Origin of the sequence: Burkholderia sp. BCC0506 (genome assembly GCF_902833145.1) — a bacterium.
Lineage (GTDB): Bacteria > Pseudomonadota > Gammaproteobacteria > Burkholderiales > Burkholderiaceae > Burkholderia.
Genome location: NZ_CADFEN010000006.1, coordinates 217,691 through 236,514, shown reverse-complemented (window position 1 = coordinate 236,514; position 18,824 = coordinate 217,691). Strand labels below are relative to the sequence as shown.

Below are 18,824 nucleotides of genomic sequence, written 5' to 3'. Positions count from 1 at the left end.
CGTCTCCTTGAATCGGGTTCAGTGATGAGCGGCGAGCGGTTGCGGGCCGGCGGTCCGGATGCCTTCGCGGACCAGCGCGTCGCGCGTTTCGCGCACGAGTTCGAGCGCGCCGGGCGTGTCGCTGTGGATGCAGACCGAATCGAAATCGATGTCGATGTCGTCGCCGTCGATCGTGCGCACCTTGCCGTCGATGCACGCACGCAGCACCTTGTCGGCCACCTGCTGCGGGTCGAGGCGCCCGACGCGGCGCGTGAACACGATGGAGCCGCTGCGGTCGTAGTCGCGATCGGCGTAGAACTCGCGGATCACCGGCTGTTCGTACTCCCTCGCCACGCGATACGTGACCGACGCTTCCATGCAGTACAGCCACAGGCCGGGATCGACGCGCTGCAGCGTCTCGATCAGCAGCCGCGAGAACGCCTCGTTGGCCGCCGCGTGCATGTAGAGCGCGCCGTGCGGCTTGACGTGCTGCAGGCTCACGCCGTTGAGCCGCGCGAACTCGCGCAGCGCGCCGAGCTGATACAGGATGTCGTGGACGAGCGCCTGCGGCGTTTCGGTGATCGTGCGGCGACCGAAGCCTGCCAGATCGCGAAAGCCCGGATGCGCGCCGATCCCGACGCCGGCGTCGCGCGCGAGCTGCACCGTGCGCGCCATGATGTTCGGGTCGCCGGCATGAAAACCGGTGGCGATGTTCGCCGAGCTGATGAGCGGCATGATCTGCTCGTCGACGCCGTCGCCGATCGTCCACGGGCCGAAGCCTTCGCCCATGTCCGAATTCAGGTCGACACTGTGCTTCCTCATACGGTTCGTTCCTCCAGGTTCTCCGGTTTCGCGTGCGCCGCAGCGCGTGTCGACACCGTGCTGAACGCAGGTTAGCCGTGCGGGGTGCGTCAAAATAGTTCTATTTTTATATGCGAGCGTATCGATTTTTCAGATATCGCCGGAAGCGGCCGCCCGGCGCCGCGGCAGGCGGATGCGCGCGGGTCGGGCGGGCCCGGATTGCCGCGAAACGGACGGTTGATATGATGGTTGCCATGCCCCCATCAGTTTTCCACCGCGCATGGCCCTGACGCTCAGACAGCTCAAGTACTTCGTCGCGACCGCCGAGCTCGGACAGATCTCGCAGGCCGCGATCCAGCTCACCATCTCGCAGTCGGCCGTGACGAGCGCGATCAAGGAACTGGAGGACAGTCTCGGCACGCAGCTGTTCGTGCGCACGTCGGCGGGCGTGACGCTGACCGATACCGGGCGGCGTTTTCTCAATCACGCGTACACGATCCTGTCGTCGGTCGACGAGGCGATGCGGATCCCGAATCTCGAAAGCACGCTGACCGGCACGCTCGCGATCGCCGCGAGCTACACGGTGCTCGGCTACTTCCTGCCGCATCACGTGCTGCGGCTCAATACGCTCTATCCGCGCCTGACGATCCACCTGCACGAGCTGAACCGCGAGTCGATCGAGGAAGGGCTGATCGCGGGCCGCTACGACATGGCCGTGCTGCTCACGTCGAACGTGTCGAATCCGGAGCTCGTGCTGGAGCCGGTGATCCATTCGGTGCGCAGGCTGTGGGTCGGCGCGCATCATCCGCTGCTGCGGCGCGAGAGCGTCACGTTCGCGGAGGTCGCGCACGAGCCGTTCGTGATGCTGACGGTGGACGAGGCCGGGCAGACCGCGCTGCGTTACTGGAACGAGACGCCGTACCGGCCGAACGTGATCCTGCGCACCTCGTCGGTCGAGGCGGTGCGCAGCATGGTCGCGAACGGCAGCGGTGTCGCGATCCTGTCCGACATGGTGTATCGCCCGTGGTCGCTCGAAGGGCGGCGCATCGAGACGATCGTGCTGCGCGACCCGGTGCCGCCGATGAGCGTCGGCCTCGCGTGGCGCAAGAACATCGAGCTGAGTCCCGCGATGCACGCGGTGCGCGACTATTTCCGGCACACATTCATGGAGCCGCGCGCACTGGGCGGCGCGACCTGAGCCGTGCGCGCGGGCGTGAAAAAGCCGGGGCGCGCCCCGGCTTTTTCATTGGCGGGCGCGGCCCCCCGGGCCGTCACCGCTTACGCGTTTTCCGACAGCGCGTCGGCCTGGCTCGCGCGAATCCCGAGGCGCTCGAACAGCGCACGGTCGCGCTGCGTCTGCGGGTTGCTCGTCGTCAGCAGCTGGTCGCCGTAGAACATCGAGTTCGCACCGGCGAGGAAGCACATCGCCTGCATCGCGTCGTCGAGCTGCTCGCGGCCGGCCGACAGGCGCACGACGGCCTTCGGCATCGTGATGCGCGCGACCGCGATGGTGCGCACGAACTCGAACGGGTCCAGCGGCGCCGTGCCTTCGAGCGGCGTGCCTTCGATCGCGACCAGGTTGTTGATCGGCACCGATTCCGGATACGGGTTCAGGTTCGCGAGCTGCGAGATCAGGCCCGCGCGTTCGCGGCGCGATTCGCCCATCCCGATGATGCCGCCGCAGCACACGTTGATGCCCGCGTCGCGCACGCGGTCGAGCGTGTCGAGGCGGTCCTGGTACGTACGCGTCGAGATCACCTGGCCGTAGAACTCCGGCGACGTGTCGAGGTTGTGGTTGTAGTAGTCGAGGCCCGCGTCGGCGAGCTGCTGCGCCTGTTCGTCCTCGAGCATGCCGAGCGTCATGCAGGTCTCGAGGCCGAGCTCCTTCACGCCGCGCACCATTTCGGTCAGCGCCGGCATGTGGCGCTCCTTCGGGTTGCGCCACGCGGCGCCCATGCAGAAGCGGCTCGCGCCGTTCGCCTTGGCCGCGCGCGCGGCGTCGAGCACCGCGTCGACGTCCATCAGTTTCTCGGCCTTCAGGCCCGTGTCGTGGTGCGACGACTGCGAGCAGTAGCCGCAATCTTCCTCGCAGCCGCCCGTCTTGATCGACAGCAGCGTCGACAGCTGCACCGCGTTCGCGTCGAAGTGCTCGCGATGCACCTGCTGCGCGCGGAACATCAGGTCGTTGAACGGCAGCTCGAACAGCGCGACGACGTCGGCGACGCGCCAGCGCTGCGGCGTCGGCGCCGCTACGGGGATCGCGTCGGGTTGCACGGCGGCGGTCTGGGCTTGGGTCATTTCGTTTTCCTGTCCTGGGCGGGATTGGGGGGATCGGTGGGGTCAATGCCGCGCGGCGCGCAGCGACTCGACGAGCGCGGCGATGTCGAGCATCGCCGCGGCGGATTCGGGGGCGGCCGGCGTCATGTGCGCGATGCGGCCGAGCAATGGCGCGCGGTGCTCGCGCGCGAGCCAGTCGCCGATCGTCGCGACGTTCTCGTCGGCGAACGACATGGCCGGGTCGACGTGGTTCGCGACCCAGCCCGCGAGCGTGAGGCCGCGCTGGCGTATCGCGTCGGCCGTCAGCAGTGCGTGGCTGATGCAGCCGAGCCGCACGCCGACGACGAGCACGACGGGCAGGCCGAGCGCGACCGCGAGATCGGCGGTGTCCTGCGTGTCGTTCAGCGGCACGCGAAAGCCGCCGACGCCTTCGACGACGACGACGTCCGCGCGCGTCATCGCTTCGCGATGGCACGCGACGATCGTGTCGAGGTCGAGCGTCACGCCTTCCTGCGCGGCGACGATGTGCGGCGCGGCCGGCGCTTTCAGCAGGAACGGCGTGCGCAGCTCGGGCGGCAGCACGACGTTCGCGGCGGCATCGAGCTGGTCCGCATCCTCGTTGCGCCAGACGCCGTCGCGTTCGTACGCGCCGGCCGCGACCGGCTTCAGTGCGGCCGCGCGCAGGCCGTGCCGCGCGAAGCCGTGCAGCATCGCGGCCGACACGAAGGTCTTGCCGATTTCGGTGTCGGTGCCGGTGACGAAGACGGAGAGCGGGACGGTGGTCATGCCGCAGCCTCCTCGCTGGCCTCGATCAACGCGGCTTCGAGCCGCGCGAGATCGTCGAACGAATGCGCGGCCGACAGCGACACGCGCAGCCGCGACGTGCCGGCCGGCACCGTCGGCGGCCGGATCGCGGGCACCCACAGGCCGTGCGCGTCGAGCGCGCGCATCGCCGCGAGCGTCGCGTCGTTGCTGCCGATCACGAGCGGCTGCACGGCCGTGTGCGAATCGACCGGCTGCCAGCGCGTGTTGCGCAGCAGCGCGCGCGTGCGCTCGATCAGCGCGGCGAGGTGCGCGCGGCGCGCGTCGCCTTCGTCGCCCGCGATCACCTTCAGGCTCGCCGAGACCGCATGCGCGACGGCCGGCGGCGCGGCCGTCGTGAAGATGTAGCTGCGCGCGCGCTGGATCAGCCATTCGATCACGGTTTCATGCGCGATCACGAACGCGCCGGCGACGCCGGCCGCCTTGCCGAGCGTGCCGACGTACACCAGATGCGGCGAACGCAGCGCGGCGGCCGCGAGCGCGCCGCGGCCCTGTGGGCCGAGCACGCCGAAGCCGTGCGCATCGTCGACGACGAGCCACGCGCCGTGGCGCTCGGCCAGCGCGACGAGCTCGGCGAGCGGCGCGATGTCGCCGTCCATGCTGAACACGGTGTCGCTGACGATCAGCTTCGTTTCGGCGTCCGATGCGTCGAGCAGCGCGGCGAGCGCGGCCGTATCGGCGTGCGGATAGACCTGCACGTTCGCGCGCGACAGCCGCATGCCGTCGATCAGCGACGCGTGGTTCAGTGCGTCGGAGAAGATCGTCGCGCTCTTGCCGGCGAGCGCCGTCATCGCGGCGAGGTTCGCCATGTAGCCGGTGCTGAAGTACAGCGCGCGCGGCGCATCGGAGAAGCCGCCCGCGAAGCCCGCGAGTTCGTCTTCCAGTCTGGCGTGCGCACGCGAATGGCCGCCGAGCAGGTGCGAGCCGCCGCTGCCGGAGCCGTAGCGCTGCGCGCCTTCCGCGAACGCGGCGACGAGCGCCGGATGCGCGGCGAGGCCCAGGTAGTCGTTGCTCGCGAAGCCGACGATCTGGCGGCCGTTCACGGTCATGCGCGCGTCGCACGCGGTGTCGGCGATGCGGCGCACGCGGCGCAGCCCTTGTGCGTCGAGCTCGGCGAGGCCGCGTTGCAGGGTGTCGAGCAGGCTCATCGGCCGAGGTCCTCCAGCGTGGCGTCGAGCGTGTCGCGCGTGCGCTGCGCGAGCCATGCGATGTCGTCGTCGCTCATCACGTACGGCGGCATCAGGTACACGGTCGTGCCGATCGGGCGCAGCAGCAGTTCGCGCGTCAGCGCGTGTTCGAAGAAGCGCCGCGAGAAGCCGCGCGCCGCGTCGTCGCCGAGCGCGACGTCGAACGCGAACAGCGTGCCGCGCTCGCGCAGGTGGCGCACGTGCGGATGCGCGTCGAGCGGCGCGAGCGCCGCGCGCAGCGTCGCCGATTTGCGGGCGTTGCGCGCGAGCACGTCGTCGCGCGCGAACAGGTCGAGCGTCGCGACGGCCGCGCGGCACGCGAGCGGGTTGCCGGTGTACGAATGCGAGTGCAGGAAGCCGCGCGTCGTGTCGTCGTCGTAGAACGCCGCGAACACGTCGTCGCGCGTGAGCACCAGCGACAGCGGCAGGTAGCCGCCGCTGATCCCTTTCGACAGGCACATGAAATCGGGCCAGACGCCGGCCTGCTCGCACGCGAAGAAGGTGCCTGTGCGGCCGCAGCCGACCGCGATCTCGTCGGCGATCAGGTGCACGCCGAATTCGTCGCACAGCGCGCGCAGCCCGCGCACGTATGACGGATCGTGCATCGCCATGCCGGCCGCGCACTGCACGAGCGGCTCGACGATCAGCGCGGCGATCCGGTCGCCGCGTTCGACGAACAGGCGCCGCACGTCCGCGAGCGCGCGGCCCGCGACGTCGGCGGCCGTCTCGCCCGGCAGCGCGCCGCGCGCATCGGGCGACGCGACCACGTGCGCGTGGCGGATCAGCGGGTCGTACGCATCCTTGAACAGCGCGACGTCGGTCACGCCGAGCGCGCCGATCGTCTCGCCGTGATAGCTGTTCGCGACGCAGACGAATTCCTGTTTGTTCGCGCGGCCACGATTGCGCCACGCGTGGAAGCTCATCTTCAGCGCGATCTCGACGGCCGACGCGCCGTCCGACGCGAAGAACGCGTGGCCGAGCGTGCGCGCGGTGAGCGCGTGCAGCCGTTCGGCAAGCTCGATCGCGGGTTCATGCGTGCAGCCGGCGAGCATCGCGTGCTCGAGCGTGTCGAGCTGGTCCTTCAGCGCCGCGTTGATGTCCGGGTTCGCATGGCCGAACAGGTTGACCCACCACGAGCTGATCGCGTCGAAGTAGCGGCGGCCGTCGCGGTCGTACAACCATACGCCCGCGCCGCGCGCGACGGGGACGAGCGGCAGGCGCTCGTGATGCTTCATCTGGGTGCAGGGATGCCAGACCGCGCGCAGGCTGCGCGCGACCCAGTCGTCGGTGGCTGGCGTACTCAAGGCGACTCCGGGGGGTAAAACGGCCGCGCGGTATCGACGGGCGCCGCGCGGCGGGATACGAAACGCGCAGAGATTAGCGTGTTCCGCCGGACGTTGCACTAGCGGTTACAAACGCCGCACAGCCTTGCTGGGCGGGAGTTCGGCGCAGTTCGGGGGCGCTCGGAACGGAACGCGGCGGATCGGGTGAAATGCGTGCAGATGACGACGTTCGAGTGACACCCCCCGACAGAAAAAATCGTGGGGCGGCGCGCGGCGCGCGGGCGAAAAATCGGGGAACGAAGCGCATTACCGGCGGGCGGGGCGTCGTGCGCGACGGATGGTCGTGGAACGGCAGGGGGAATCGGCACGCAATCAGGCTGGCCGAACGGCATGCGACGAGCCGCACGACAAGCGTGCGATCGGGAGAACGGCAACGGAAGCGAAAAGGCGGAACAGCGCGTGCGGCGTACGACCTGCCGCGCGTCGGTCGTCAGCGCGAAGCCAGTGCGCGCGTATCGGTGTCGCGGGTGGCGTCGCCGTTGTCGGCCGTCTGCGTCGTGTTGTCGTTCCACACGACGCGATCGTTGACCGCATACAGCCGGCACGTGCCCGCGCCTTGCTTCGCGCAGTTGTCGAGCGCGAGCGCCATCGGATCGTCGCCGCCTTCGGCCCACGACCACGCGCCTTCCGACGACACCGCGAACGCGCGGCTCGGATGCTGGTTCAGGAAGCGGCGATAGCCTTCGCGGCCGGCTTCGTCGACGTACGGCACCGCGTTGACCGCGTCGATCGACGCATAGCCGCTGGCCTTCGGCTCGTGCGGGCTTACGACCGCATAGCGCACCGCGGTCGGCAGGTTCAGTTCGGCGAGGAACGCGTGCACGGCCGGCCACCACACGGGCACGCCGTCGCGGTCGACGATCAGCCGATGGGCGTCGTCCTTGTAGCGGCCGAAATCGATGAATTGCGCCTGCGTGCCGTGCGACACGTACGCATCGTGCATTTGCGCGACGAGCGCGGGCGTCCACACCGAATCGTTGTCGCCGTACAGCCACAGCGACCGCACGGCCGTGTGCGCGCCGTACTGGTCGAACGCGTCGACGAGGTTGCGCTGCCAGCCGTCGCAGAGGTCCTGGCGCAGTCCGCCGGAGAAGTTGATGATGCCGCGCACGCCCGCCGCGGCTTCGGTGCCGTAGGCGACCGACACGAGCCCGCCATGCGACGTGCCGGCGACGACGATGCGCGACGCATCGACGTACGGCTGGCGCGACATGTAGCGCACCGTCGCATCGACGTCGGCGGCCTGCGCGAGGCCGTTCTTGCCGACGTTGCAGCCTTCCTGCTGATACGTGCCGTCCGAACCGGCGAAGCCCTGGCGATTCGGCGCGATCACCGCATAGCCGCGGCGCACGAATTCGCGCGCGAACGCGAGCGGCCGGCTGCGCGGCTGCTGATGGAGATCGCCGGTATTTTTACCGTGGTTGAAGACGACGAGCGGGAACGGGCCGGGGCCGTTCGGCTTGAAGAGCGTGGCCTCGAGCGTGACGGCGCCCGACGCGTCGGCCGGAATGCGGAGAATCTGTTCGTTCAGGTCGGCGGCGACCTGCGGCAGGTTCGAGTCGGCGTAGTCGAAGTGCTCGGCGTGGGCGAGCGACCCGGCGGCGCCCGCACCCGTATTGGCGCTCGGCAGCGTACCGGCCTGAGCGGCCGACAGCGCACAGGCCGCCATCCATCCCACCAATACCTTGCTGAACGCCATTCGTAAGCCCTGCCATGCAACATGACCAATTCGAGGTCATCCTAGCCCGACAAAATCGGGTTGTGCAATGCGGGAATAACCCGGCGTCTGACACGGCAACTATTTGTCAGCGTTCACTTACTTCACCGTCGACATAGCGCCAGAATCCCTGCTCGTCGCGCTCGAAGCGGCTCGTCTCGTGCAGCCGGTACGCGCGTCCGCCGACCTTGTAGCGGGCCACGAATTCGACCTCCGCATGCCGGTCGTCGAGCGGCACGTGGCGTTTGACCGCGAGACCGAGCCAGCGCGGCGCGTCCGGCGCCGTGGGGTCGGTGTCGAGATCGGGCGGGCAGGTGCGCGCGGCCCACGTCGCGCGCAGGTAATCGGTCGCGCCGAGCACGTACGCGCTGTACCGCGAACGCATCAACTCGAGTGCGGTCGGGGCGGCTTGCCCGCCATCGATGAAGCGGCCGCAGCAGGCCGCATAGCGTGGCGCCGGCGTCCTGGCCGGCGCGGGGGACGCGCCGCCGCACGGGCACGCGTCGGGTCGGTTCAAAATCATGCGAAATGTGAATTAACAACGTCCGGTTACCGGCGCGCTCACCAGCTCAGCTCGACGCCGTCGTACTGGAAGAACCGACCATTCGCCTGCGACACGTCCGAGCCGGATTCGGCGATGACGCGACGCATGCCGGTCACGCTCGTTTCCGGATCGATCGCGGCCTGCGCGCCGCCCATGTCGGTGCGCACCCAGCCGGGATGCAGCGAAATGCACGCCGCATGGCGCGTCTGCAGCGAGGCGATACGCAACGCGTCGTTCAGCGCGGCCTTGCTCGCGCGGTACAGCCAGCCGGTCGTACCGGTCGCCTCGGCGATGCTGCCCATCCGGCTCGACACGACGGCCAGCACGCCGCGCGCGTCCTCGACGAGCGGCAGCAGGATCGGCAGCAACTGCATCGGCCCGCGCACGTTGGTATGCATCACCGCGTCGAAATCCTCGGCGGTGATCGTCTCGACGCCTTCGGTGCGCGGCCCGTACACGCCGGACACGAGCACGGCCGCATCGAGCCGCTCGCCGTCGAGCTTCCAGCCGAGCGCGGCGATCTGTTCGGGCTGCGCGATGTCGAGCGCATGCGCCTGCGCGCCGAGCGCGCGCAGCGCGTCGAGCGACGCCGCGTCGCGCGCGGTGGCGATCACGTTCCAGCCATCGCGCCGGTATTGCCGGACGAATTCGCGGCCGAGGCCGCGCGATGCGCCGACGATCAATACGGTTTTCATGCCCGTCGCTCCTTTGGTTGGCGCCGCCGAGGCAGTGCCGGTGTCAGATCCGTCCGATGCGTGCCGCGTCCGCATGGCAGCCGCCGCCAGGCGGCTGGCGCGTCACTGGCGCATTACTGCGCGTCGTCGCACGGCTTCAGCGTGGCGGCGACCGCCTGCGCGACGCCTTCGAGCCGCGCGGCGTCCGCCGCGACCATGTCGTTGTCGGGCGCGTGCTGGCCGCGTGCGGTCAGCGCCGCCACGCAGCGCTTGTAGGTTGCGTCGAGCGCGTCGAAGTTCGACACGGACATCCCGAGGTTGCGCATCCGCCCGTCGTGCACGCCGTACACGAGCCCGTGCACGGTGAGCGACTGGCCGCGTGCCCATGCGTCGTTGACGATCGTGGTGCGGCACACGTTGACGACCTGTTCGATCGCATTCAGCTCGATCAGGCGGCGGTACCGTGCTTCGCCGACGGGCCATTCGTCGAGCAGCGCCGCATGGCGCTCGCGCACGTCCTGCACGTGATGCAGCCAGTTGTCCGCGAGGCCGACACGGCGGTTGTGCAGCGCCGCGTTCACGCCCGAGCAGCCGTAGTGGCCGACGACCATGATGTGCTTCACGCGCAGGATGTCGACCGCGAACTGGATCACCGACAGGCAGTTCAGGTCGCTGTGCACGACGACGTTCGCGATGTTGCGATGCACGAACACTTCGCCCGGCGGCAGGCCGATGATCTGGTTCGCCGGCACGCGCGAATCCGAGCAGCCGATCCACAGATATTCCGGCGCCTGCTGGTCGGCGAGCCGCGCGAAGAAATCGGGATCGTCGGCGAGCTGGCGCTTGACCCAGGCATCGTTGTTGTCGAACAGATGTGAAAGCGGATTGTCTTGGGTAGTCATCGGTGTGGCTTCCGTTGGCGGAAATCGGTCGATATCGGTTTCGGTGTCGCCGGCGTCAGGCGGCGCGCTGCGCGTCGCCCGCGCCGTCGTCGCGGCCCGTCTCGCCGTAGCGCGCGGGGTAGCGCACGCAAAAGCGCAGGGCTGCGTCGTATGGATAGAAATCGGGCAGTTCGCCCTGCATCAGCTTGTCCTTGCTCGCCTGCCACAGCGCGGGATCGAAGAAGTCCGCATGATGCTTCATGAACACGTCGCGCACGCGCGGGTCGCCGAGCAGGAACGGCCCGTAGGTTTCCGGAAAGATGTCGTGCGGGCCGACGGTATACCACGGTTCGCCGGACAGCTCGTCTTCCTCGTTGCGCGGCGGCGGCACGCGCCGCACGTTGCAGTCGGTCAGGTATTCGATCTCGTCGTAGTCGTAGAACACGACGCGGCCGTGGCGCGTGACGCCGAAGTTCTTGTACAGCATGTCGCCGGGGAAGATGTTCGCCTTCATCAACTCCTTCACCGCGTTGCCGTATTCCTTCACGCCGTGCTCGACGTCCGCGTCGCTGCCGTTCTGCAGGTACAGGTTCAGCGGCGTCATCCGGCGCTCGATGTACAGGTGCTTGATCACGAGGTTGTCGTCCTCGTATTCGAGCAGCGACGGCACTTCCTTCTCGAGTTCGCGCACGAGCGCGTGATCGAGCCGCGCGAGCGGCAGCGCGACGCTCGAATACTCGAGCGTGTCGGCCATCCGCCCGAGGCGGTCGTGGCGCTTCACGAGCTGGTACTTCTCCATGATCTGCGCGCGCGTCGTTTCCTTCGGCGGGGGGAAGTGATCCTTGATGATCTTGAACACGTACGGGAACGACGGCAGCGTGAACACGAGCATCACGAGGCCCTTGATGCCGGGCGCGATGATGAAGCGGTCGCTCGAATGCGACAGGTGGTGCAGCAGGTCGCGGTAGAACAGGTTCTTGCCCTGCTTCTGCAGCCCCACCGACGTGTAGATCTCGGCCTTCGGCTTGCCCGGCATGATCGTGCACAGGAACTCGACGTACGCGGACGGCACGCCCATGTCGACGAGGAAGTACGAATGCGAGAAGCTGAAGATGATCTGCAGTTGCTCGCGGCGCAGCAGCACGGTGTCGAGCGCGAGCAGGCCCGGGCGCACGTGGCGGATCGGCACCGCGAACGGCAGCACGCGGTCGGCGTTGATGATGCGGCCGATGATGTACGCGCTTTTGTTGCGGAAGAACAGCGACGACAGCACGTGGATCTGGAAATTCGGCGCTGCGTCGAAGTGGCCGAATTCGTCGTCGATCGCCTGCATCACGCAGCCGATGTCGCGCGTGAGATCCTCGAACGCCGGCTCGAGCTGGAAGTTCGTGACGATGCGCTCGAGCGTGACCGCGAGCCCGTCGGTGCCCGGATAGTACGCGCGGTACGTCGGTTTCGCGGCCGGCTCGTCGTTCTCCAGATACTCGGTCGAGATCGCCGGGCGCACGAAGATGAAATCGTTGTTGAAATACGAGCGGTGCAGGATCTTGCAGCACACCGAATTGAAGAAGGTTTCCGCGCACTCGGGCTGGCGGTGCGACGTGAGCAGGCCGATGTAGTGCAGCTTGATCTGCTGCCACACTTCGTCGTCGATGTTCTCCGCGTCGTATTCGTCCTCCAGCACCTCGACGCATTCCTTCACGCGCTCGTCGTACGACGTGATCCGCTCGCGCGCGAGCCGCTGCAGCCCGTGCCAGTCGCCGCGCTCGTACAGCGTCTTCGCGTCGACCGCCGCTTCGCGGAAGATCCGGTAATGGCGATCGAAGTATTCGAGCATCGTCTGCGCGACGTCGAAACCGATCTGCGACGACAGCAGTTTGGGGAAGTGATTCATCGCGTGCAGGCTCGTTCGGGAGGGGCTGTAAGCACTCGCCATTTTAGCGCCCAAGTCGGCGTTTCAATGACTTCCGCGGCGAGGCGCGAGCGGTCTTCAATCGGCGTGTTGGTCGTCGTTGGGCGCCGTTCGGTGCATCTTCGCGTAAAGATACGGGTACGGGACCGATTCTGGCACGAACTTTTTTGGCGGGCGGCAGGGCGCCGGTCACGCGTTTCGCGCGACGGCGATAGAATCGACGCACCGCCCGCCGCGGCCTGCCGCCGGCGCGCATTCGCACGATAACGACGAGACGCCCCACCGATGAACGCCCTGGAACACCAACTCGACTACCCCTTCGCCGATACGCTGCCCGCCGTGGGCGACACGTTCGAGGTCGCGCCCGGCGTGCGCTGGCTGCGCATGCCGCTGCCGTTCTCGCTCGATCACATCAATCTCTGGCTGCTGCGCGACGAGATCGACGGGCAGGCCGGCTGGACGATCGTCGATTGCGGGATCGCGTCGGACGCGATCCGCACGCACTGGGAGCAGATCTTCGACACGCAGCTCGACGGCTTGCCCGTGCTGCGCGTGCTCGTCACGCACTGCCACCCCGATCACTTCGGCCTGGCGAACTGGCTGTGCGAGGGCGGCGACAAGGGCCGCTGGAACGTGCGGCTGTGGATGACGCTCGGCGAATACCTGTTCGGCTGCCTGATGGCGGCCGGCAACGGGTCGAACGCCGGCGGCGCGGCTGCCGCCGAGCACTTCGCGCGCCACGGGCTGACCGATCCGGCCGCGCTCGACAAGCTGCGCAACCGCCGCAGCTACTACTCGGATCTCGTGCCGGCCGTGCCGCCGCGCTACCGGCGCCTGCGCGACGGCGACGCGGTGACGATCGGCGCGCGCACGTGGCGCGTCGTCACCGGCTTCGGCCATTCGCCTGAACATTGCGCGCTCCACAGCGAAGCCGACGGCGTGCTGATTTCGGGCGACATGGTGCTGCCGCGCATTTCGACCAACGTGTCGGTGTTCGACCTCGAGCCGGAAGCGAACCCGCTTGCGCTGTACCTCGAATCGCTCGGCCGCTACGAGACGATGGCACCCGGCACGCTCGTGCTGCCGTCGCACGGCAAGCCGTTCCGCGGCGTGCGCACGCGTGTCGCGCAGCTGCGCGAACACCACGATGCGCGCCTGGCCGAAGTGCGCGTCGCCTGCGCGGAGCAGCCGATGAGTGCCGCCGACATCGTGCCGATCATGTTCCGCCGCCGCGAGCTCGACATCCACCAGATGACGTTCGCGCTCGGCGAGGCGCTCGCGCACCTGAACCTGCTGTGGCTCGCGGGCGAACTCGTGCGCGAGCAGGGCGACGACGGGATGATTCGCTTCGCGCGGGCCTGAGTTTGCCGGTTGCGGAGTGGGAACAGGTTGTTCATCATTTCCGATCCAGCCCCGATACGCTTCATCAGTCATGCCACGCAATGTCACTCTCTCCGACCTCATCACGCTGTCGGCCATCCGGACGCTGGCCGACCCGAAATCCTTCGAGCGCGGCCGGGCCTACCATCACGACGGTGCCGTTTCGGGGTTGACCGAACGCGACGGCGAACTGTCGGCGACCGTGCGCGGCACGTATCGCTATCGTGTCGTATTCGCGGTGGGCGGCGACGACACGCTGGACTATGCGTGCAATTGCCCGGTCGGTGACGACGGCGCATTCTGCAAGCACGCGGTAGCGGTCGCGTTGTCGTGGCTGGAGAACCGCGGTGAAACGGTCTTTCACGACGAAGCGCCCGAGCCGGCGCGGCCGCGGCGCAAGCGCAAGACGCACGCGGAGCTGATTCGCGATCATCTGGAGACGCTCGACGAGCACGCGTTGCGCCGCTTGCTGCTCGACGCGGCCGAGCGCGACCGATCGTTGCGCGACAGGCTGTTGTTCGACGCACGTGCCGCGAATGCCGACGACATCGCGAGCCTGCGCACCGCCGTCCGGCAAATGGCCCGCGTGTCGCGGCCGCTTGGCTGGGACGAAGCGCACGTTTTTGGAGAAGGGCTGCTTGAACTCGCGGACATGCTGCGCCGACAACTGGCGGGCGCCCATGCCGCGCAGGTCGTCGAGCTGGCAGAGCTGGCGATTGCCGACGCGGAAGCGAGCCTCGAACAGATCGACGACTCGGACGGCAGCGTCGCGCCCGGAATCGGCGAACTGGCCGCTCTGCATCTCGATGCGTGCATTCAGACACGGCCTGATCCGGTGAAGCTGGCCGACCGGCTGTTTCGTCTGCAGGCCGAAGGCCAATGGGATACGTTTCGCGATGTGCTGCCGGCGTACGCACCGGCGCTGGGCGATGCGGGATTGAGCCGTTATCGGGAACAGGTAGAGGCACATTGGGCCGCACTGCCGGCGTTGCCGCCGGGCCGGGACGACGACTACACGCACGACGCGATGCGCCTGAATCTGGAACATGCCATGGAGACGCTCGCGAAACACGACGGCGACGTCGACGCGCTGATACGTATCTGGTCGAAGGATCTGTCGGCGTCGTACCGGTATGCGCAGATCGCGGAATTGTGTGCGGCGCACCGGCGTTTCGACGAGGGGCTCGCATGGGCCGAACGCGGGATGCGCGAGCTGAAGGACCGGCACGACGACCGCCTGCTGGGCTTCTGCATCGAAGAGCATGTGCGCCGACGCGCGTTCGATCGGGCAGACGAGCTCGCATGGCAACGCTTCGCGCATCATCCGACGGCCGACGCATTTCGCGCATTGATGAAGGTCGCAAAGCGGACCGGACGAGACGCCGCCGTTAAAGCGCGTGCAATCTCGCATCTGCAGTCGCTGGCCCGCAAGCGGGAAACGGCGGGGCGGCCCGGCACCGGCGCACGCCGCTGGGAGCCGCCGCCGCGTACGGAGCTGGTGAAGCTTTTGCTCGCGGAGCGGGACGACGACGCAGCATGGGACGCATTTCAGGGTGGTCCGGTCGACACCCTCGTATGGCCGACGATGGCCGCTGCGCGAGCGAAGACGCATCCGGACGATGCGATCGCGTTGTATCACCGGTATCTGCCGTTCGCGCTCGACCATGGCGCGGGCAGTGCGCGATACGACGAGGCATTCGGTATCGTGCGCGATATTCGTGCGCTGCGGGTCGCGGATCGCCAGCAGGCGATATTCGACGTGGAACTCGAAGCCATTCGCCAGCGCTACCGTGCGAAGCGCAACTTCATCAAGCTGCTCGCGAAGCTCGACGCGTGATCCGGCCGGCGGGAAGGGAGGGTATATGGCGGCGAATATCGATCTGCGGGCCGTCGACGACGCCGTGCTCGCACTTCTTCATCTGACGTTGCACGACGGTAATCGCGCGTGGAAAAGCTTCGATTGGCATGCGTTGAATCGATTGCACGAGCGCGGGTTGATCTGCGATCCGGTCAACAAAGCGAAATCCGTCGTCCTGACCGATGAAGGCTTGCGCGAATCGGAGCGTCTCTTTGCCCGGTTGTTTGTCGTCGCATCGGACGATGCGCGGACGGACGAGCAATCGTAATCCTCACTCACGCGACGGGTTCGTAATGCCACCCGTCGCGCCGCCACTGCATCGTGTGCGTCGGTTCGAGCGCCGCGAGAAACGCGGTGTCGTGCGACGCGACCACGATCGCGCCGGGGAAGCCGGCCAGCGCCGCTTCGATCGCCCGCACGGATTCGAGATCGAGGTGATTGGTCGGCTCGTCGAGCAGCAGCAGTTGCGCCGGCGTGCCGCGCCACAATGCGCAGGCGAGCGCGGCCTTCAGCCGTTCGCCGCCGCTCAGTTGCCGTGCCGGCTGCGTCGCACGCGCCGCGTCGAGCTGCAGCAGCGCGAGCCGGCTGCGCAGATCGCCTTCGGCGAGCGGCGTATCGAGCAGGCCCAGCTGCTCGACGATGGAGCGCCCGGGGGCCAGCAGCGCGAGCCGCTGGTCGAGATACGCGGCGCTCACGTGCGTCGTGCAGGTACCTGAACGCGGCGCCAGCTCGCCCGCGAGCATCCTCAGCAACGTCGACTTGCCGCAGCCGTTCGGGCCTGTCAGCGCGATGCGCACGGGGCCGTTCGCCGACCACGTGATCGTGTCGGCGTCGCCCGCGACGCGCCACGGCAGTTGCGCGCGCTCGAGCGTGAACAGCTGGCGGCGCGCGCTGACCTCCGTGCCCGGCAGCGACACCAGCACGGGCGCGTCGGCTTCGACGCGCGCGGCCGCTTCCTGCACGCGCTCGTCGAGCGTCGCCTTGAAGTCGCTCTGATGACGCCGGACCGTTCCCATGATCGCGCGCGCCGCGCCCTTGCGGCTCTGACGCGCCATCGACGACAGGTTGGCCGTTTTCGCGTCGCGCAGCGACGCGGCCGCGTGACGCTGGATCGTGTTGTGTTCCTGCTCGAGCCTGCGTCGCACGCGGCCGCGCTCGGTGCGCGCATGGTCGAGCGCCGCGTGCGCGGCTTCCTGTTCCGCGTCGCGCTGCGCGCGGTAGAGCGCATAGTTGCCGCCGTACGAGCGCGCGCCGTGCGGCGTCAGCTCGACGATGCGTTGCACGCCGGCGAGCAGCGCACGGTCGTGGCTCACGATGACGACGCCGTCGCGCCAGCCGTCGAGCGCCGCGCGCAGCCATGCACGGCCCGGTGCGTCGAGATGGTTGGTTGGTTCGTCGAGCACGAGCAGGCCGGCGCCGGACAGCAGCGCGCCGATCAGCGCGACGCGCGCGAGCTGGCCGCCGCTCAGCGCGTGCGCGGGCGTGTCGGCGTGGACGTCGTGCAGGCCGGCCGCGTCGAGCGCCGTGCGCAGCCGCTCCGCGACATCCCAGCGGTCGCCGATCAGGTCGAAGTCGTGCGGCTCCGCGCGGCCATCCGCGAGACGCGCGAGCGCGCCGAGCGGCGCATCGAGCGCGGCGATCTGCGCGACGGTGCGCGGCGCGAAGGCCGCCTCGTCGAGGTCGTGCTGCTGCGCGACGTAGATGACGTGCGCATGCCGCTCGATCGTCCCCGCGCTCGGCGCGCGGCGGCCGGCGAGCAGTTGCGCGAGCAGACTCTTGCCGATGCCGTTGCGGCCGACGATGCCGGTCGGCGTGCGGTCGATGGACAGGTCGAGCGAATCGAACAGCGTGACGCCGTTGTCGAAGCGGAAGGAAACGTGATGAAGCGCGACGAGCGCGCCGGTGGGCGTGGCTGCAGCCATCAGCACCTCCAGAAATGCGTGAAGACCTTCGCGCGCGGCGTGCGTGGCACGGGCGGCGAAAACATTTCGGGAAGGCTTAGTTGTTCACTTTGGCTGGCGTCCGGTATGAGGAATAGGCGCGCAGTGTAGCAAGCGCGAGGCGCGGGCCGCAAGCGAGCGGCGCGCACGCTGTCGCTTGCGCGCCACGTCACGCGCCGCGCCCGGCGCGCATCGACAGTGCTTGCGCGAGCGTCCTGCCGTCAGGGCCGAGCGGCCGGTTGAGTGCCGCCTGCCGGATCGCGTCGGCTTTCCGTTCGTCTCCGGTCCGTGTCGCGATCATGCTGTCGACCAGGGCCGCGGACAGGCAGGAGGCGTCAAGCCGTCGCGCAATTTCCGCGTGGCGTTTCGCTTCGTCGATGCGGCCTTCGTGGACGCAGACCACCGCCAGGCCGCCGTGCGCGTCGGCGAAGCCGCGATCCAGCGCCGCCGCGCGTTCGAACCGGGTGCGCGCGGCATCCGGAGCGCCGTCGAACAGATGGCCCCACGCGGCGGCAACCCAGGCGCCCGGATGGACGTTCAGTGTGTTCGCCGCATGGTCGAGCAATTCGCGGGCGACTGGGAATTGCTGCGCGGACAGTTCGACGAGACCCAGGCCGAGCGTCGCGCGGGCGCTGTCGGGGGCAAGCGCGAGCGCGCGCCGGAACAGCTCGCGTGCCGGGTCGACCGACGCGTCGTCGAGCGCGAGCAGGCCGCGCACGGTGAGGCCGTCGACGGTGTCGCCGGCCAATTCCGCGCAACGGCGTGCGTCGTCCACGCTCGCCGCATCGAAGAGGGCGGTGGCGAGTGCGCCGTACAGTTCGGGACTGGCGTCGGGGCGGTCGATGTGGCGCCGGCCTAACGCGATCGCGTCGTCGAGCCGGCCCAGATGATGCAGCGCGCGCAGCTTCAGCGGAATCGCGCCGGGGACGCTGGCCAGCGTTGCGTCGTCGAGCAGGCTGACGGCCTCGTCGAAGCGGCCGAGCATCGCGGTTGCGTACGCGGCGTTGTAGCGGATCGCCGGATCGTCGTGTGTCGTGAGCAACGGCGCGAACGCGCGTAGCGCGGCGTCGAACCGATGCTGCGACAGGGCAGCCAGGCCGCGCTGGTGAGCGAGTGCGGGTGGCAGTGGCGCGCGGGCAGCGTGGCGATCGAGCAGTTCGTCGCACAGGGCGAAGTCGTTCGCGTCGAATGCGGCGCTTGCCGCATCGGCCAGCAGATTGAGATTGTCGGGGTCGGCATCCAGGAACGAAAGCAGTCGCTCGACGCGGGCCGTCGCCGCCGTTGCGGGAGATGGGGTGTTGGAAGAGGGGCGAGGCGGCATCGTCGTGGATTCCTGTCGATCGATGGGTTGCAGGAGGCGCTAGCGAAATCCGATGAACAGCGCGCTGAACGACGCGCGGATGCGGCGTCGGGGTCGAGCATAGCAGCGCACTCGGGTATTGACCACGCCGCTCCGGCGTTCGATCTTCATCTCAAAATTATTTCGCTTAACTAAAAGATATAGATTCG

16 protein-coding genes are annotated in these 18,824 nt (G+C 68.4%); 4 read left to right on the top strand and 12 right to left on the bottom strand.

From position 1 onward, the window contains the following. Window positions 1–18 precede the first annotated feature (18 nt). Window positions 19–801: a 5-oxoprolinase subunit PxpA gene (locus HWX62_RS16125; protein ID WP_006483471.1), complete on the bottom strand. Its 783-nt coding sequence runs from the start codon at window positions 799–801 to the stop codon at window positions 19–21. A 259-nt stretch (window positions 802–1,060) separates the two neighbouring features. Between HWX62_RS16125 and HWX62_RS16120 the strand changes: the two genes are divergently transcribed. Beyond that, window positions 1,061–1,978, top strand: coding sequence for a LysR family transcriptional regulator (locus tag HWX62_RS16120; protein WP_006483476.1), 918 nt, complete (start codon window positions 1,061–1,063; stop codon window positions 1,976–1,978). Window positions 1,979–2,058: 80 nt separating this feature from the next. Here the strand turns inward: HWX62_RS16120 and bioB are convergent, their stop codons facing one another. From bioB to aceK, 9 genes are all read right to left on the bottom strand, one after another. Next, window positions 2,059–3,078, bottom strand: coding sequence for a biotin synthase BioB (bioB, locus tag HWX62_RS16115; RefSeq protein ID WP_175927985.1), 1,020 nt, complete (start codon window positions 3,076–3,078; stop codon window positions 2,059–2,061). 42 nt (window positions 3,079–3,120) lie between these two features. After that, window positions 3,121–3,843, bottom strand: coding sequence for a dethiobiotin synthase (bioD, locus tag HWX62_RS16110; protein ID WP_175927984.1), 723 nt, complete (start codon window positions 3,841–3,843; stop codon window positions 3,121–3,123). Then, a complete protein-coding gene (gene bioF, locus HWX62_RS16105; protein ID WP_175927983.1) occupies window positions 3,840–5,027 on the bottom strand; it encodes an 8-amino-7-oxononanoate synthase in 1,188 nt (395 codons plus the stop codon). Before bioF ends, bioD begins: the two co-directional genes overlap by 4 nt. After that, a complete protein-coding gene (gene bioA / locus HWX62_RS16100; protein WP_175927982.1) occupies window positions 5,024–6,370 on the bottom strand; it encodes an adenosylmethionine--8-amino-7-oxononanoate transaminase in 1,347 nt (448 codons plus the stop codon). The genes bioF and bioA overlap by 4 nt, the downstream gene beginning before the upstream one ends. Window positions 6,371–6,839: 469 nt before the next feature. Then, on the bottom strand, window positions 6,840–8,108 hold the full coding sequence (locus HWX62_RS16095; RefSeq protein ID WP_175927981.1) for a CocE/NonD family hydrolase: 1,269 nt from the start codon (window positions 8,106–8,108) through the stop codon (window positions 6,840–6,842). 106 nt (window positions 8,109–8,214) lie between these two features. Then, window positions 8,215–8,649: a YchJ family protein gene (locus HWX62_RS16090; protein WP_175927980.1), complete on the bottom strand. Its 435-nt coding sequence runs from the start codon at window positions 8,647–8,649 to the stop codon at window positions 8,215–8,217. Between the two features lie 38 nt (window positions 8,650–8,687). Next, entirely contained in the window at window positions 8,688–9,365 is a 678-nt protein-coding gene (locus tag HWX62_RS16085; RefSeq protein ID WP_175927979.1) for an SDR family oxidoreductase, read from the bottom strand. A 113-nt stretch (window positions 9,366–9,478) separates the two neighbouring features. Then, a complete protein-coding gene (gene can, locus HWX62_RS16080) occupies window positions 9,479–10,246 on the bottom strand; it encodes a carbonate dehydratase (protein WP_175927978.1) in 768 nt (255 codons plus the stop codon). Between the two features lie 55 nt (window positions 10,247–10,301). Further along, a complete protein-coding gene (gene aceK, locus HWX62_RS16075) occupies window positions 10,302–12,119 on the bottom strand; it encodes a bifunctional isocitrate dehydrogenase kinase/phosphatase (protein ID WP_175927977.1) in 1,818 nt (605 codons plus the stop codon). 303 nt (window positions 12,120–12,422) lie between these two features. Here aceK and HWX62_RS16070 point away from each other — a divergent pair, with 303 nt between their 5' ends. From HWX62_RS16070 to HWX62_RS16060, 3 genes are all read left to right on the top strand, one after another. Then, window positions 12,423–13,499, top strand: a complete 1,077-nt coding sequence (locus HWX62_RS16070) for an MBL fold metallo-hydrolase (RefSeq protein WP_175927976.1) — start codon at window positions 12,423–12,425, stop codon at window positions 13,497–13,499. Between the two features lie 70 nt (window positions 13,500–13,569). After that, window positions 13,570–15,354 (top strand): DUF6880 family protein, encoded by a 1,785-nt coding sequence (locus tag HWX62_RS16065; protein ID WP_175927975.1) that lies wholly within the window; start codon window positions 13,570–13,572, stop codon window positions 15,352–15,354. A gap of 25 nt (window positions 15,355–15,379) precedes the next feature. Beyond that, a complete protein-coding gene (locus HWX62_RS16060) occupies window positions 15,380–15,643 on the top strand; it encodes a DUF6429 family protein (RefSeq protein ID WP_175927974.1) in 264 nt (87 codons plus the stop codon). Between the two features lie 7 nt (window positions 15,644–15,650). Here the strand turns inward: HWX62_RS16060 and HWX62_RS16055 are convergent, their stop codons facing one another. Both HWX62_RS16055 and HWX62_RS16050 read right to left on the bottom strand, forming a co-directional pair. After that, window positions 15,651–17,297, bottom strand: a complete 1,647-nt coding sequence (locus HWX62_RS16055) for an ABC-F family ATP-binding cassette domain-containing protein (RefSeq protein WP_175927973.1) — start codon at window positions 17,295–17,297, stop codon at window positions 15,651–15,653. A 187-nt stretch (window positions 17,298–17,484) separates the two neighbouring features. Further along, on the bottom strand, window positions 17,485–18,636 hold the full coding sequence (locus tag HWX62_RS16050; RefSeq protein ID WP_175927972.1) for a tetratricopeptide repeat protein: 1,152 nt from the start codon (window positions 18,634–18,636) through the stop codon (window positions 17,485–17,487). Window positions 18,637–18,824: the final 188 nt, after the last annotated feature.

Bases quoted from the DNA above. Each gene is read 5' to 3' on its own strand.
- HWX62_RS16065 (WP_175927975.1), top strand. From the start codon at position 13,570: ATGCCACGCAATGTCACTCTCTCCGACCTCATCACGCTGTCGGCCATC.
- HWX62_RS16095 (WP_175927981.1), bottom strand. From the start codon at position 8,108: ATGGCGTTCAGCAAGGTATTGGTGGGATGGATGGCGGCCTGTGCGCTG.
- HWX62_RS16090 (WP_175927980.1), bottom strand. From the start codon at position 8,649: ATGATTTTGAACCGACCCGACGCGTGCCCGTGCGGCGGCGCGTCCCCC.
- HWX62_RS16050 (WP_175927972.1), bottom strand. From the start codon at position 18,636: ATGCCGCCTCGCCCCTCTTCCAACACCCCATCTCCCGCAACGGCGGCG.
- can (WP_175927978.1), bottom strand. From the start codon at position 10,246: ATGACTACCCAAGACAATCCGCTTTCACATCTGTTCGACAACAACGAT.
- HWX62_RS16125 (WP_006483471.1), bottom strand. From the start codon at position 801: ATGAGGAAGCACAGTGTCGACCTGAATTCGGACATGGGCGAAGGCTTC.
- HWX62_RS16085 (WP_175927979.1), bottom strand. From the start codon at position 9,365: ATGAAAACCGTATTGATCGTCGGCGCATCGCGCGGCCTCGGCCGCGAA.
- HWX62_RS16120 (WP_006483476.1), top strand. From the start codon at position 1,061: ATGGCCCTGACGCTCAGACAGCTCAAGTACTTCGTCGCGACCGCCGAG.
- aceK (WP_175927977.1), bottom strand. From the start codon at position 12,119: ATGAATCACTTCCCCAAACTGCTGTCGTCGCAGATCGGTTTCGACGTC.
- HWX62_RS16060 (WP_175927974.1), top strand. From the start codon at position 15,380: ATGGCGGCGAATATCGATCTGCGGGCCGTCGACGACGCCGTGCTCGCA.
- HWX62_RS16055 (WP_175927973.1), bottom strand. From the start codon at position 17,297: ATGGCTGCAGCCACGCCCACCGGCGCGCTCGTCGCGCTTCATCACGTT.
- bioF (WP_175927983.1), bottom strand. From the start codon at position 5,027: ATGAGCCTGCTCGACACCCTGCAACGCGGCCTCGCCGAGCTCGACGCA.
- bioD (WP_175927984.1), bottom strand. From the start codon at position 3,843: ATGACCACCGTCCCGCTCTCCGTCTTCGTCACCGGCACCGACACCGAA.
- HWX62_RS16070 (WP_175927976.1), top strand. From the start codon at position 12,423: ATGAACGCCCTGGAACACCAACTCGACTACCCCTTCGCCGATACGCTG.
- bioB (WP_175927985.1), bottom strand. From the start codon at position 3,078: ATGACCCAAGCCCAGACCGCCGCCGTGCAACCCGACGCGATCCCCGTA.